This is a genomic window from Sphingomonas sp. P3_C6, assembly GCF_056402595.1.
This window is the reverse complement of record NZ_JBFUHB010000016.1, coordinates 25,879-39,793: the sequence shown is the minus strand read 5'-3', so window position 1 is coordinate 39,793 and position 13,915 is coordinate 25,879. Positions and strand designations below refer to the sequence as shown.

Genomic DNA, 13,915 nt, shown 5'->3' with positions numbered 1-13,915 from the left:
TTCGGAAAAAGTTATGTGTCTACTGGATGACGGTTCTAGCGAGGCCGGCCGCATTTGTCACGCGCGTGTGCGCCACGCGTGCGCGCGTGCGCACACGTGAGGGGCTCGAAATCCTACTTGTGTGATGGGTTTTTTGTGGGGCCTATTGCGGCAGCTGAAGGGGAGAGCCGATGCGTGTGTGCCGACCGATCGTGGCAATGCTGTTGCCGATATTGGCTGGATGTCAGCCACCGCCCCATGAGATTATCGCAACCATCAAGGGGAGCGACCTCGTCTTCAGCAGCAGCGACAAGGGGTTTTGGCCCTTCAAGAAGAAGGACAATGTCGAGACCGCGCAAGACATCGAGGTTCGCGATGGCGATCTGATCGTGTGGCGGATCGAACGGGATGCGACCATTCCTGGCTGTGCGAGCGCCGTTCTTGTGCAATTTCCGCTGACCTATAACCGGACACCCCGGTGTTATCGTGCGACCGTACCGTCTCGCGGGCTCCGCCACGGGATCGCCTATACCGTGATAAGCAGCAGCCCCGACAGCATTTCGGGAGGCTATGGGACGTTCCGTATCCGCGACAGCATCGACAATCTCTGAGCGATCAGGGGGCTCTGAGCGATCAGGGGCTCTGACCGGTCAGGGCGCGATCTCGGTGCCGTCCCAGGCGAAATGCTTGCCCGTGTCGGTGACCTTCAAGCCGTCGATGACGTCGAGCAATTGAACTGCCGCTCGCGACGGGGTGAGCAGGGTGCCCGGTGTGACGTTCCCCTGGAAGGGGCGCGACAGATCGGTATCGACCGTGCCGGGGTGAAGTGCGACCAGGATCGCGCGGTCGTTGCGGCGCTTTTCCTCGATGGCGAGGGTGCGGACCATCATGTTGAGCGCCGCCTTGGACGCGCGATAGCCATACCAGCCGCCGAGCTTGTTGTCGGCGATGCTGCCGATCCGCGCGGAAAGGACGGCGAATACGGTGCGACCGGTGCGCGGCATCAATGGCAGGACATGCTTCGCGACCAGGGCAGGGCCGACCGTGTTCACTGCGAACAGCCGCGCGAGCCATGTCGGATCGAGCTCCTGCATCGCCTTTTCGGGGCCGTGGTCGCACTCATGGAGAAGCCCGGTCGCGACGATGACGAGGGTCGGGGCGGGGCCCTTCGCGATGATCGCCGCCGCCGCGGCGATGCTCGCTTCGTCGGTCAGGTCGGTGCCGGTCGTGCTGCGGGAAAAGGCGTGGACCTTGTCGAACGCGCCTTCCTCCTCCAGCGCCTCGCACAAGGCGCCGCCGATTCCGCCCGACGCGCCGAAAACGACTGCGCTGCCGCTCATGACCGGACGAAGTGCCAGCTGTCGGGGGTGCTCGCCCCGGCATCGAAGCGATAGCCGGCGCTGTCGAAACCTTTCATCGAGTCGGCATCGGTGATGCGGTGCTCGCACAGCCAGCGGGCCATCATGCCGCGCGCCTTTTTCGCGTGGAAGCTGACGAAACGCGGGCCGTCCGGGCCGGGCTCGCGAAAGTCGACGTTGATGACACGAAGGCCCGCCAGCCTGTCGGCGACCGCGCCGAAATATTCCTGGCTCGCGAGATTGAGCACCACGCCCGATCCTTCCGCCTCGACATCCTCACGCACGGCTTGCGCGATTCGGTCGCCCCACCAGTCATAGAGGGTCTTGCGGCGCGGCGCCCAGCGTGTGCCCATTTCGAGGCGATAGGGCCGCATCGCGTCGAGTGGGCGGAGCAGGCCGTACAGGCCGGAGAGCATGCGGACATGGTCCTGTGCGAAGGCGATGGCCGATTCATCGAGCGTCTGCGCCTCGAACCCGAGATAGACGTCGCCGGCAAAGGCGTAGAGCGCCGGGCGTTCCGGCTGGGCGTCGAAGCCGGCGAAACGATCGGCATTGAGCTTGGCCAGTTTCGGCGAGATGTGCATCAGGTCGGACAGCCGCTTCTGGGTGAGATTGGCGGCGGAAGCGGCGAGGGCGCTCGCCTCGGCAACAAAACGCGGCGTCGTTGCCTCGACCGGCGGAACCGGGCTGTCATAGTCGAGGGTCTTGGCGGGGGAGAGCAGGGTGATCACGCCCCGCGCCTAGGCGGTTGAATCGGGCTGAGTCAAAGGGGTGCCTTGGGATGGCGTCACGGGCGATGTCGGGCTAGCGTCGATTGTAGGGAGCCGAACGCGTTCAATCAGCGTTCAGCGCCTCGATGACAGATCGACGACAATCCGTCGTCTTGAATGGCCCGTCGTCTTGAATGGCGATGCCCTGCCAACTAGAGGCATCTGCGAATTGAACGGCAGCCCCCAATCCGCTTGAGGAGTTTTCCCTGATGAAGCTGGTCCATCCTGTTGCATATGCGTTGATGCTTTCCCTTGGTGCCACGGCGATGGTCGCGACGCCTGCCGTCGCCCAGAAGCAGAAGAAGGACGACAAGGGTAAGGACGCGGCACCCAAGGTCGTGCCCTCGAAGGAATTCGCCAAGCCGGCGGTAGAGGTCGACACCGCGATCAAGGCGAAGGACTTCGCCACCGCGGAAGCAAAGCTCGCCGTGGCCGAGCCGCTCGCGAAGACGGACGACGATCGTTATTTCGTCGGCATCTTCCATCTGCAGATCGCCAGCTCGAAGAACGACAATGACGGCGTCGCCAAGGCGCTCGACATCCTGATCCCGAACCCCAAGACCCCGCCCGAGTCGCTCGCATCGTACAACAATGTGCGCGGATCGATCGCGCTCGACCAGAAGCAGGATGCGGCTGCCATTCCGTACCTGCTGAAGGCGCGCGAGCTTGGCTACACCGGCACCGACCTGCCCGTCTCGCTCGCCCGCGCTTATGGTGCGACCAACAACGTGCCGCAGGCGATCGCCGAACTCGACAAGGCGATCACCGCCGAGACCGCCGCCGGTCGTGCAGCGCCCGAGACCTGGTACGCCTTTGCCGCCAGCAACCTCTACGCCAAGGGCGACATTCCGCAGGCCGAGGCCTGGGTCGTGCGCCAGCTCAAGGCCTATCCGAAGGTGAGCACCTGGCGCACGGCGGTGAACAATTTCCGCAAGGTCACCGACCCGTCCGGCACCAAGTTCACCAAGAGCCAGAAGCTCGACATGTTTCGCCTGATGCGCACCAGCAAGGTGCTGAGCGACGGCAACGACTATTACATCTACGCCCAGACCGCGCTCGATTCGGGCCTTCCCTGGGAAGCGGCCGCGGTGATCAGCGAGGGCCGTGCGGCGGGCAAGATCCCGGCGAACGACGATGGCGTCACGCGCGTCAACACCGCGGCACAGGCGGCGATTAAGTCGGAAGTCTCGGCGGCGACTGCTGCCGGCAAGTCCAAGCCCGCCGTTGCCGGGGACATCTACCTGGCGGCGGGCGACTACGCCAAGGCGGCGGAATCCTACGCTGCGGCCGGCGGTGCGGGCGATGCGAATGTCATCAACATGCATATCGGTGTCGCACTGGCGAACCAGGGCAAGAAGGAAGAGGCCAAGGCTGCGTTCGCCAAGGTCACCGGCTCGCCGCTGGGCGATATCGCCCGGATGTGGACGATCTGGCTGGACTCGCCGACGCTGGCGTGATTCACACGATAAAGAGCGCATGACCGCCAGCGCCGTATTTGGAGAGTTTCGGCAATGAAGACAATCTCGACGACGGCGCTGGCGGTGGCGCTTCTTGGCTGCATGACACTTCCTGGCGCGGCGAACGCCGCGGGCAAGAAGGAGGTGGTGCTGGGGGACAGCCCGACGAATTTCGTCCTGTCCAAGCAGGTCAGGGATTCAGCGGCGGCGGCGACGCTGGCGCTGAAGTCCAACGACCTGGCTGGCGCCGAAAGCGCGATCGCGACGATCGAGCAGAATGCGAGCAACGACAGCGAGCGCTATATCGGCCGCACCCTGCGGGTGCGGCTGCTGAGCGTGTCGCCGGCGACCGTGCAGAGCCAGACGGCGATGGTGAAGCCGCTGACCGAGCTCATCGCCGATCCGCGCACGTCGAAGGACGATGCGGCGCGGTACAATTACACGCTGGGCGACTTCGCTTTCGCGCGGAAGGATTATGCCAAAGCGGTGCAATTCTATCGCCAGGCGCGGGAGAATGGGCTGCGCGACGACGAGCTGAACCTGCAACTCGTCCGTGCCAATATGGAGGCTGGCCAGGTATCGGCCGGCGCGGCCGAGCTCGATTCGATGATCGCGGCGCAGATTGCGGCCGGCAAGAAGCCGCCCGAGAGCTGGTATCGATTCGCCACGCGGCGGCTGAACATGAAGAACGCGCCGGAGACGGCCGCATGGACCGGAAAATGGCTCGCCGCCTATGGTACCAGGGCGAACTGGCATGATGCGATCGCGTTCAACGGGTTCAAGGACGAGGACGAGACCAAGCTGAGCGTGGCCGTGCGCAAGGACCGAGACACGCGCTTCGTCGACCTGTTCCGCCTGATGCGTGCGACCAAAAGCCTGGCCGGCGAGAAGGAATATCTGGAATATGCCCGCCGCGCGACCAATCTCGGCCTGAGGGACGAGGCCAAGGCGGTGATCGAGGAAGGGCGCGCATCGGGCGCGATTCCGCCCAAGGAAGCCGAAAGCGCTCGCCTGCTAGGGCCCGCGGCCAAGGGCAAGGCTGCTCCGGCGGCGGCGCCGACGGAAGCCGCGGCACGCAAGGCCGCCAATGGCGAGATGGCGGCTCAGGTCGGCAATCTGAGCATCGGCAAAGGGGCCTATGCCAAGGCTGTCGAGATGTATGACCTGGCGTTGCAGAAGACCGTCAAGGATGCCGACGACGTCCGTCTGCACCGCGGGATCGCGTTGGCGCTGTCCGGCGACAAGGCGCGCGCCCGGGCCGATCTCGACACGGTGGCCACCCCGCCCGACAGCAATACGGCGACCCTGTGGAAGATCTGGCTGGACAATCCACCGGCCGCCTGACGGCCGGTACGGGAGACATTTCGGAAAAGGGGCGGCGCGACCGCCCCTTTTTTTTGTCAGTCGTGCCGAACCGGGATGCCGGGCAGCGCCTTGGCGGTGCGGATCGTCAGCGATGTCTTCACGCTCGCCACATTGGGCGCCGGCGTCAGGTGCGTGGTCAGGATTTCCTGGAAGCTCTTCAGGTCGGTGGCGACGATCTTCAGGATGAAGTCGATCTCGCCATTGAGCATGTGGCATTCGCGAATCTCAGGAATCTGCGCGACATGATCCTCGAACGCGGCGAGGTCATGCTCGGCCTGGCTGCGCAGGCTGACCATCGCGAATACGGTGATCGGATAGCCGAGCGTGGCCGCGTCCAGCTCCGCATGATAGCCCCGGATCGCACCGGCCTCCTCGAGCGTGCGCACCCGGCGCAGGCATGGCGGGGCCGTCAGACCCACCCGTTCAGCCAGATCGACATTCGTCATCCGGCCATCATCCTGCAGCAAACCCAGAATCCGCCGGTCGATCGAATCAAACGCCATTACATAAAGCTCCCCGCCGGCTCTGTCTTTCTGGCGAGCGGCTGCCCTTCAGCATAAGATAATTGCGAGCGAACGCAATTGTCCCACATTGCTACGTACCAAAAACAGGTGTTTCACTCACGAGTCTGGCCGGTTAAGAAATCCTTACGGCGCGACCATCGCGAACCGGTCGGGGATATCACCTTTGCGCTTCGACGACAGTCTCGAAACGGTTCTCTCGGCAGACATGTCGACGCCGTTCGGCGCGCAATCCGCATGGCGGCAACTGGTCGACCTGATCGGACGCCGGCGTGTGCCGCCGGGTATCAACGCCATCGCGAAACTCAAGGCGATTCGCGCGCATGTGCCCGCACCGATTCGCGCCGCCAGCGCACGCGGGTTGGCTTTTGCCGATCCGCCGGCCGCGCTCGTCCAGCTTTTTGCCGAAGACGACGCCGCCATCGCAGCGCCCGTGCTGCGTACGGCACGCTTGCGTGCCGAAGAGTGGGTCGAGATGCTGACTGGCATGTCGCCCGCCGCGCGTTCTGTCCTGCGCCATCGCCGCGACCTGCCGCCAGCGGTGAATCGCGCGCTGGAAGGGTTCGGTAGCGTCGATTTCGTGTTGTCGTCCGGCAACGCCGTTGCGCCTACACCGGTGCGGATCCAGCGGCCCGTGATGCCTCGTCGGATCGAAGAAGCGCCGCCTGCCGTCGAGGCCCCCGACACAGGGCCGGTCGAGGTCGTCGAGACTGAAACGGTTGAGACTATGGGCGCTGAGGCCGCCCCTATCGGTGAGCATCCGCCTGTCGAAACCATGACGATCGACTGGACCGACGTGCTCGGCCCATTGCCCGCCAATGAACCGGCACGCGCGACCGAAGAGGCTGCCGTAGCCGGGCATATCGCTCAGACGCCCGAGGTCGAAGGGTCAGCCGTTGAGCCGCACGAGACCGTGCCACCCGAATCGACATTCGTCTCGCTCGGCAGCGTCGCGCGTGGCCTGCCGGTCGTAGCGGAAGCGCTGCGCCAGCATGAGGATACGGAGCACGACGAACTGGCGGACATCCTCGAACTGCTCGAGGTGGCCGGGCCCGAGGTTGATTCGCGGCCGGTCGAGCCCGATGAACCCGTCGAGGCGGTCGAGCTTCTGGACGAGGCCGGGTCAGTTGCGGCGCCGGAGGCGGGCGCCGACGTGATCGAGATAACCGCGCTGCAGCCGCCGCCGGCCGAGGCGGCGAGCGGCATGTTCCAGATCGCCGAACTGGTCGCACGGATCGACGCCTATCAGCGGCAGCGCGAAGAATCGCCTGCCGCGCCGATGGTCGCCGAGATGCCGCCGGAACTGTTCGAGCTCGAAGCGGTCCAGGCGCAGAGTTTCCGGTTCGAGACCGATGCGTCGGGCGTCGTTCGCTGGATCGAGGGCGCGACGCGCGCACCGCTGATCGGCCTCTCGCTCGATCTTGCTGCGCTGCCGGGCGGATCGCGAGTCGATGGTGCCGTGACGGGAGCGTTCCGCAGACGCGCGGGGTTTGCCGATGCACGCCTCGTCGTCGGTGGCGATACGGATGCGGCCGGCCATTGGCGGGTAACCGGCATTCCGGTGTTCGACCGCGAGAGCGGCCGCTTCACCGGCTATAGGGGCACGGCGCGGCGTCCGCGCCCCGACGAGACCGCCGAGCCGCGCGCGGTGCGCAACCCGGCGTCCGACGCACTGCGCCAGCTCGTCCATGAACTGCGCACGCCGACCAATGCGATCGCCGGCTTTGCCGAGATGATCGAGGCGCAGATGCTTGGACCGGTGCCCCAGGCCTATCGTGGTTTTGCGACCGATATCCGCGGCCAGGCGGGCAGCCTGCTGACGGCGATCGACGATATCGACATGGCGGCGCGGATCGAATCCAAGGCACTCGACCTGCGTCCGGGAGAGGTGCCGCTGGTGCCGCTGCTAGAGCGGATTACGAGCGACCTGTCGCCGCTCGCGACGCTGCGCGGCACGACGATCGACGTCCAGGCCAGCGTCGGCGACCTGACCATCGCGGGGGATGACCGTGCGGTGGAGCGCCTGATCGGGCGGCTCATGGCAACGCTGGTCGCATCCGGCGGCCGAGGCGAGCGGATCGGAATCGCGGCGACGCTCGATACGGATTCGATGATCGCGATCGTGTTCGATCGCCCTGCCGCATTGGCCGCCTATGACGGCGAAAGTCTGTTGACGATCGACGCCGAGACCGAGGCGGACAGGGAAGGGGCGCCCCTGCTCGGCACTGGCTTCGCCCTGCGGCTCGCGCGCAATCTCGCCACCGAGCTGCGCGGTGCGCTCGTCATTGGTGACAAAGCCTTGACTTTGCGGCTGCCGGCCGCCGTTATCGCCAGCGTGGAGCAGGTTTCTTCCAGCTGATCGTGGACCAATCCACCTCTTCCGATGGTGCGGTGCCGGGGTACCGCGTCCCGCCGCCTTCCGCCGCCGATCTGATCGCCTGGCCCGAGGATTTCGGCACGCGCTTCACGATTTTCGTCGATACCGAGGAAGAGTTTGACTGGAATGCCCCGCTCGGGCGGGACAATCATGCCCTTTCGCATGTCACCGCTATCCCCGAGGCGCATCGTCGCTTCGCCGACCGCGGCGTGCCGCTGACCTATATGGTGGATTACCCGATCGCGACCGATCCTGTGGCGATCGACCTGCTGCGCTCGGTGCTCGCCGATGGCATATCGGCGGTCGGAACCCAGCTTCATCCATGGGTCAATCCGCCGTTCGACGAAGTGCTGGCGCCTGCCAACAGCTTTGCCGGAAACCTGCCCGAGGCGCTGGAAGCAGCCAAGATCGACGCGCTGACAGGGGCGATCGAGACTGCCTTCGGCGTCGCGCCGCGCGCTTATCGCGCCGGCCGCTACGGCATCGGCCCGGCGACGTTCCGCCTGCTCGCCGCGCGCGGCTACAGACTCGATAGTTCGATGCGTTCTTCCTATCGCTATGGCGACGAGGGCGGACCCGATTTTGCCGCGATCGGCAACCATGGCTTCCATGTCGGCCCGATGATCGAACTGCCGCTGACCACCGTATTCACCGGGCTGGCGCGGCGCGGCGGGATCGGGCTGTACAATGCGCTCGGCAAGCTGCCCAAGGGGCGCGGCCTTTTCGCGCGGACGCATCTTTTGTCCCGCGTCGCGCTGACGCCGGAGGAGATGCCGCTCGCGGATGCGCGCGAGGCGGTGGCCGTCGCGGTGGGGGAAGGGGTGCGGGTGCTCAACTTCTCCTTCCATTCGCCCTCGGTCGCCCCGGGACATACCCCGTATGTGCGCGATGCATCGGATCTTGCTGCATTCTACCATTGGTGGGACCGGATCTTCGCCGATCTGGAGCGTCGCGGCGTCGCGGCGGCATCGCTTGGACAGATCATCGACGCTGCGGCCTTGCCACCGGAGCGGACGCTCCGCTAACGAGCGGCTTGGTGGGGCCTGTAGCTCAACTGGTTAGAGCTGTCCGCTCATAACGGATAGGTTGCGGGTTCAAGTCCTGCCGGGCCCACCAAGACTACCTCTCAGCTCTTCGATATGGTATCAGGAAACCGTTGTTATTCAACAGGTTCCTGGGATTGTTCTGCGGGTTCTCGCCGATTCGGGAGGGCTCTTTCTCCTGGTCACGAAGAGCGGCGCGAGGTCGTGGCGCTACAAGTATCGATTCGGCGTGAAAGAGGAGCTCTTGACGCTCCGGCTTAACCCGACGTCGGACTGGTCGGCGCCCGAGAACTGCCCGACGAAGCACGCAAGCTGGTTCGCGCGGGAAAGGATCCGGCTCATGAGGCGCAGAAGAAGCGCGATGCCGAGATCGACGCCGCAAACGCGACGTTTCGCAAGCAGGCCGAGGAATGGATGACGGATCAGGCGCCGGTTTGGTCGCCACCGGGCGCCTGCCGAGGGCGATGACGATACGGAATTGATCTGTTTCAGTCGTACGGTTCCAGGCCTACGCCACCCAGGGACTTCCCACTCGGGCTCATTCGAGCAAACCCCAGATTTGAGCAGCTCAATCCGACCCAGCGTGTCGATTTAGCCAAGCATCGGTGGTAGGTGCCAACGCATCGCCGGTACCGATCAAGCGGCGGCACGGAGAAGATGATGCAACGACGCGCCGTGAAATCGGCAATGAGAACATTCGAGGTGCTGGAGCTTTTTGCCGAACGCCGACGTCCGATGGCGCTCCATGAAATCTATTCGGAGCTTGGCTATCCGCAATCGAGCACGACCAATCTGCTCAAGAGCATGGTCCTGCTCGGTTATCTGAACTACAACCGCGTCAAGCGCACGTATCTGCCGACCATGCGGCTTAACCAGCTGGGCAATTGGGTGGCGGGCTATATCCAGGCGGAAGGCGGCTTTCGCGATCTGGTCAACGAGATGCAGCGCCGCACAGACGAGACCGTCGGCCTATCGACACAGAACGACCTGTTCGTCCAATATCTGTTCCTGCGGGGCCCGGATCACGAATTCAAGAACGTGCCGCCCGACGGCACGATGCGGCTGCTGGTCGATTCGAGCGGAGGGCGTGCGATGATGGCCCGGATGACCGATCGGGCGATCGATAAATTGTGCCGCTACACGAATCATTACGAGATGAAAGACGACCGCGTCAGTTATGACGAGATCATGAAAGATGTCGGCTGGATCCGGCAGGTTGGCTATTGCTACTTCCCCAACTGGCCCACGCCCGATGTATCGTCGATCTCGATCGCGCTGGATGCCGAGCTGCATGGCATCCCACTGGCGATCGGCGTCGGGGGCCTGGCCGATCGCATATCGCGCAACAAGTCCGACATATTGGCGGTGATGCGCGAGATGATCGCCGAATTCAACGAGCGCACCCATGCCACGCGGGCGGCTGTGGCCGGCGTCGAGGAGGAGTAAAGGCCGGCGCTGCAGCGTGTTCGTTCAAGGCTCACGATCCGCATATGTGATTTTCGCAGGGGGCCGGCGGTTTGTCATCCGCTCTGCCGCCATCCGCCGCATTGTCGCTCCATACGCTTGAATGTGGAGAGGTTTTCAAGATGGGCGAGAGTGAAGAACCGCGGCGGCCGGCTTCCGGCGGCGTCGTGACTCTGGATGCCGTGGTGGTCGGCGCCGGTTTTGGCGGCATGTACATGACCTATCGGCTTCGCGAGCGCGGTATGCGCGTCATCGGCATCGAGGCCGGCGGCGATGTCGGCGGCGTGTGGTACTGGAACCGCTATCCGGGCGCGCGGTGCGATCTGATGTGCGTCGACTACAGCTATTCCTTCTCGGACGAGATCCAGCAGGAATGGACGTGGAGCGAGCAATTCGCCGCGCAGCCTGAAATTCTCGCCTACGCCAATTTCGTCGCCGACAAGCTCGACCTGCGCAAGGATTTCACTTTCGCGACGCGCGTCGTCAGCGCGGTGTGGGATGAGGATCGCCGCCTGTGGACGGTCAAGACCGACCAGGGTGATATCTATGAGGCGACCTATTGCATCATGGCGACAGGACCTCTTTCGATCCCAAAGGATCCGGAGATCGCCGGCCTCGACCGGTTCGAGGGCGATATCTTTCGCGCGCAGAAATGGCCGCATGAGCAGGTCGATTTCTCCGGCCGGCGCGTCGGCCTGATCGGTACCGGTTCGACCGGGATCCAGATCGTAACCGAGGTCGGCAAGGCGGTGGGAGAATTATACGTTTTCCAACGGACGCCCAGCTTCACCATGCCGATGCGGAACGACAAGCTCGATCCCGAGCATGTGAAGGAGATCAAAGACCATTATGGCGGCCTGCGCGCCGCGGCGCGCGCCAGCCAGCTTGGCGGCGTGCGCCCCTCATCGACCCGCCCGTTCTTCAGCCTGCCGCGTGCGCAGCGTCAGCAGTTGATGGAAGATGCCTGGAAGGCGGGTGGCCATGCCTTTCTCGGCACATTCTCCGACCTGATGAGCAATACGGATGCGAACGAACAGGTCGCGGAGTTTGTGCGCGGAAAGATTGGTGACGTCGTGAAAGACCCCACAACTGCCGAGGCGCTGAAACCGCGCGGCTACCCGATCTTCGCGCGCCGCCCGTGCCTCGACACCAGCTATTACGAGCAGTTCAACAAGCCGAATGTGCATCTGATCGATTTGTTCGCGAACCCGATCTCCGAGATCACCGAGACCGGCGTGAAGCTGCAGGACGGGGAGGTGCCGCTCGATGCGCTGATCCTTGCGACTGGCTATGACGGGCTGACCGGCGCGCTGATGGCCTTCGAGGTGCGTGGGCGCGACGGGCAGGATCTGCGGGAGAAGTGGCAAGACGGTGCCATATCCTATCTCGGCCTGATGCTGGCCGGCTTTCCCAACCTATTCATGGTTTGCGGCGCCAACGGACCGGCGGCGCTCGCCAACATCATCTCGATCAACGAACAGAATGTCGATTGGATCTGCGCGCTGCTCGACCATATGGAGGGAACTGGCATGGCGACGGCCGAGCCGACCCCGGAGAGCGAGGAACGCTGGATGGAGATCGTCCGTGTGCTCGCCGAGAAGACGCTGCTCTCAAAGGCCAACACCTGGTATGTCGGCGCAAACGTCGAGGGCAAGACACGCGGACTGACGATGTTTGCCGGCGGGTTTGCGAGCTATGGTGAATATTGCCGGGCAGCGGCGGATTGCGGCTATGTCGAACTGATGTTCGAACCTTCCAGCGCGTTGGCGAACGCCTGATCGCGGCCGGAACCAACGCCCCCAACGCTGCGCGCCACACTTTCGGTGGCGTGCAGCGTGCCGCACCTCGGCAAGAATATGCGCTGGGACTTCTGCTAAGGTTCGGGAGCGTGAAGCCGGAACGCCCTTATGTCAGCTTCGGCCGGTCATCATCCCACACCGCCGAGATGGTCGCGGTAACGAGCGCGCAATTCGGTCTTGAGCAACTTGCCCGTCGCAGTGTGCGGCAGGTCGTCGACGACCAGCACGTCGTCGGGCAGCCACCATCTGGCGACATGGTCGGTCAGATGATCGAGCATCGCGGGCTTTTCGACGCGTTCGCCCGGATGCAGGCGCAGGAGGAGCAATGGCCGCTCCTGCCAGCGCGGATGCGGCACTCCGATCACCGCCGCCTCGGCCACTGCGGGGTGCGCGGTGGCGGCGTTTTCCAGATCGATCGAACTGATCCACTCCCCGCCTGACTTGATCACGTCCTTCGCGCGATCGGTGAGGTGGAGGAAGCCGTCCGCGTCGATCCGCGCCACGTCGCCGGTGTCGAGCCAGCCATCGGCATCGACTGCCGAACCCGGTTCCGCCCCGTAATACGCGTTGAGCACCCATGGCCCGCGAACCTTGAGCAGCCCGGAGCCCACACCATCGTGCGGCAACGCGTTGCCATCCTCATTCTCGACACGCAGTTCGATACCGAACACCGCACGCCCCTGGCACGCCAATATATCGGTCAGTGCATCGCCGCTCAGCTCCGCCTGATGCGCAAGCGGCTGGCACACGGTGGATACGGGGCTCGTCTCCGTCATGCCCCAGGCCTGGTTGGCGGTGACGCCGAGCAGATGGCGGAATTTCTCGATTAGCGCGCGAGGCGTCGCCGCGCCGCCCATGAACACCCTGTTGAGTTTCAGCGCGGCGCGGTCCGCTTCGCTTACCTCGCGTTCAAGATAGTCGAGCACGGAGAACCACAAGGTCGGCACACCTAGCGAGAAGGTGACGCCCTCGTCGCGAAGCAGCTGGTAGATGGACGCACCATCCAGCGCCGATCCCGGCATCACGAGCTTTGCGCCACACATCGCCGACGTGAAGGGCAAGCCCCAGGCGTTGACATGGAACAGGGGCGGCGCGAGCAGCACCGTGTCGCGCGCCGACAGCGCCATGGAATCCGCCGCGCACGCCGCGAACGCGTGGAGCACGGTCGAGCGATGGCTGTAGAGCACGCCTTTCGGGTTGCCGGTCGTGCCGCTGGTGTAGCACAGGCTGGAGGCGGTATCCTCGTCAAGCGCGGGCCAGGCTGCGATCGGTTCGGCAGCGGCGACAAGGTCGTGATAGGCGAGCAGGCCGGGCAGGGCGCTCTCCGGCATCTCGTCGCCCGCGCACAAGATGATGACCCGCTCGATCCCGGCCAGGTCCGCGATTATCGGTTCCACGATCGGTAGCAGATCCGGATCGATGCACAGGATGCGCGCACCGCCGTGATCGACGATGTAGCGGATCTGCTCGGCAAAGAGGCGGGGATTTACCGTGTGCAGCACCATGCCTGCCGCGGTGACGCCATAATAGAGCTCGAGGTGCGGCAGCCGGTTCCACGCCAGTGTCGCGATGCGGTCGCCGGCTTGCGCTCCGAGCGCCGCGAGCGCCGCCGCCACCTGCCGCGCCCGCCGCGAGACCGTGCCCCAGTCCGACCGCTCCAGTTCTCCGTCCGCGCGGCGCGAGATGATCTCCGTGCGGCCATGATTGCGCGCGGCATGGTCGATCAGCGCGCCAGTGGTCAGCTGCTGCTGTTGCATCAGGCCGATCATGTCTTTCTCCGAA

Annotated in this window: 11 protein-coding genes and 1 tRNA gene; 8 read left to right on the top strand and 4 right to left on the bottom strand. The window is 64.6% G+C overall.

The features are described 5' to 3' along the window. Positions 1-170 precede the first annotated feature (170 nt). The gene (locus AC1DT7_RS15555; RefSeq protein WP_478036941.1) at positions 171-590 is read left to right on the top strand and encodes a hypothetical protein; all 420 of its coding nucleotides are present in this window, start codon (positions 171-173) and stop codon (positions 588-590) included. 39 nt (positions 591-629) lie between these two features. Here AC1DT7_RS15555 and AC1DT7_RS15550 read toward each other — a convergent pair whose 3' ends face one another. Next, positions 630-1,319, bottom strand: a complete 690-nt coding sequence (locus AC1DT7_RS15550; RefSeq protein WP_478036940.1) for an SDR family NAD(P)-dependent oxidoreductase — start codon at positions 1,317-1,319, stop codon at positions 630-632. Further along, complete coding sequence (yaaA, locus tag AC1DT7_RS15545; protein ID WP_478036939.1) at positions 1,316-2,068, bottom strand: peroxide stress protein YaaA; 753 nt, start codon at positions 2,066-2,068, stop codon at positions 1,316-1,318. The genes AC1DT7_RS15550 and yaaA overlap by 4 nt, the downstream gene beginning before the upstream one ends. Before the next feature lie 248 nt (positions 2,069-2,316). Between yaaA and AC1DT7_RS15540 the strand changes: the two genes are divergently transcribed. After that, entirely contained in the window at positions 2,317-3,564 is a 1,248-nt protein-coding gene (locus tag AC1DT7_RS15540; protein WP_478036938.1) for a tetratricopeptide repeat protein, read from the top strand. Between the two features lie 54 nt (positions 3,565-3,618). Then, complete coding sequence (locus AC1DT7_RS15535; protein WP_478036937.1) at positions 3,619-4,908, top strand: hypothetical protein; 1,290 nt, start codon at positions 3,619-3,621, stop codon at positions 4,906-4,908. Between the two features lie 56 nt (positions 4,909-4,964). Here AC1DT7_RS15535 and AC1DT7_RS15530 read toward each other — a convergent pair whose 3' ends face one another. Then, entirely contained in the window at positions 4,965-5,432 is a 468-nt protein-coding gene (locus AC1DT7_RS15530; RefSeq protein WP_478036936.1) for an Lrp/AsnC family transcriptional regulator, read from the bottom strand. Between the two features lie 184 nt (positions 5,433-5,616). Here AC1DT7_RS15530 and AC1DT7_RS15525 point away from each other — a divergent pair, with 184 nt between their 5' ends. From AC1DT7_RS15525 to AC1DT7_RS15505, 5 genes are all read left to right on the top strand, one after another. Continuing rightward, the gene (locus AC1DT7_RS15525) at positions 5,617-7,809 is read left to right on the top strand and encodes a sensor histidine kinase (protein ID WP_478036935.1); all 2,193 of its coding nucleotides are present in this window, start codon (positions 5,617-5,619) and stop codon (positions 7,807-7,809) included. Between the two features lie 2 nt (positions 7,810-7,811). Further along, complete coding sequence (locus tag AC1DT7_RS15520; RefSeq protein ID WP_478036934.1) at positions 7,812-8,852, top strand: polysaccharide deacetylase family protein; 1,041 nt, start codon at positions 7,812-7,814, stop codon at positions 8,850-8,852. 14 nt (positions 8,853-8,866) lie between these two features. Beyond that, positions 8,867-8,943 (top strand) — tRNA-Ile (locus AC1DT7_RS15515). 587 nt (positions 8,944-9,530) lie between these two features. Further along, positions 9,531-10,316, top strand: coding sequence for an IclR family transcriptional regulator (locus AC1DT7_RS15510; protein ID WP_478036933.1), 786 nt, complete (start codon positions 9,531-9,533; stop codon positions 10,314-10,316). A 140-nt stretch (positions 10,317-10,456) separates the two neighbouring features. After that, complete coding sequence (locus AC1DT7_RS15505) at positions 10,457-12,112, top strand: flavin-containing monooxygenase (protein WP_478036932.1); 1,656 nt, start codon at positions 10,457-10,459, stop codon at positions 12,110-12,112. 149 nt (positions 12,113-12,261) lie between these two features. Here the strand turns inward: AC1DT7_RS15505 and AC1DT7_RS15500 are convergent, their stop codons facing one another. Continuing rightward, positions 12,262-13,902 (bottom strand): long-chain fatty acid--CoA ligase, encoded by a 1,641-nt coding sequence (locus AC1DT7_RS15500; RefSeq protein ID WP_478036931.1) that lies wholly within the window; start codon positions 13,900-13,902, stop codon positions 12,262-12,264. Positions 13,903-13,915 lie beyond the last annotated feature (13 nt).

Bases quoted from the DNA above. Each gene is read 5' to 3' on its own strand.
- AC1DT7_RS15530 (WP_478036936.1), bottom strand. From the start codon at position 5,432: ATGGCGTTTGATTCGATCGACCGGCGGATTCTGGGTTTGCTGCAGGAT.
- AC1DT7_RS15510 (WP_478036933.1), top strand. From the start codon at position 9,531: ATGCAACGACGCGCCGTGAAATCGGCAATGAGAACATTCGAGGTGCTG.
- AC1DT7_RS15540 (WP_478036938.1), top strand. From the start codon at position 2,317: ATGAAGCTGGTCCATCCTGTTGCATATGCGTTGATGCTTTCCCTTGGT.
- AC1DT7_RS15535 (WP_478036937.1), top strand. From the start codon at position 3,619: ATGAAGACAATCTCGACGACGGCGCTGGCGGTGGCGCTTCTTGGCTGC.
- AC1DT7_RS15500 (WP_478036931.1), bottom strand. From the start codon at position 13,902: ATGATCGGCCTGATGCAACAGCAGCAGCTGACCACTGGCGCGCTGATC.
- AC1DT7_RS15550 (WP_478036940.1), bottom strand. From the start codon at position 1,319: ATGAGCGGCAGCGCAGTCGTTTTCGGCGCGTCGGGCGGAATCGGCGGC.
- AC1DT7_RS15555 (WP_478036941.1), top strand. From the start codon at position 171: ATGCGTGTGTGCCGACCGATCGTGGCAATGCTGTTGCCGATATTGGCT.
- AC1DT7_RS15505 (WP_478036932.1), top strand. From the start codon at position 10,457: ATGGGCGAGAGTGAAGAACCGCGGCGGCCGGCTTCCGGCGGCGTCGTG.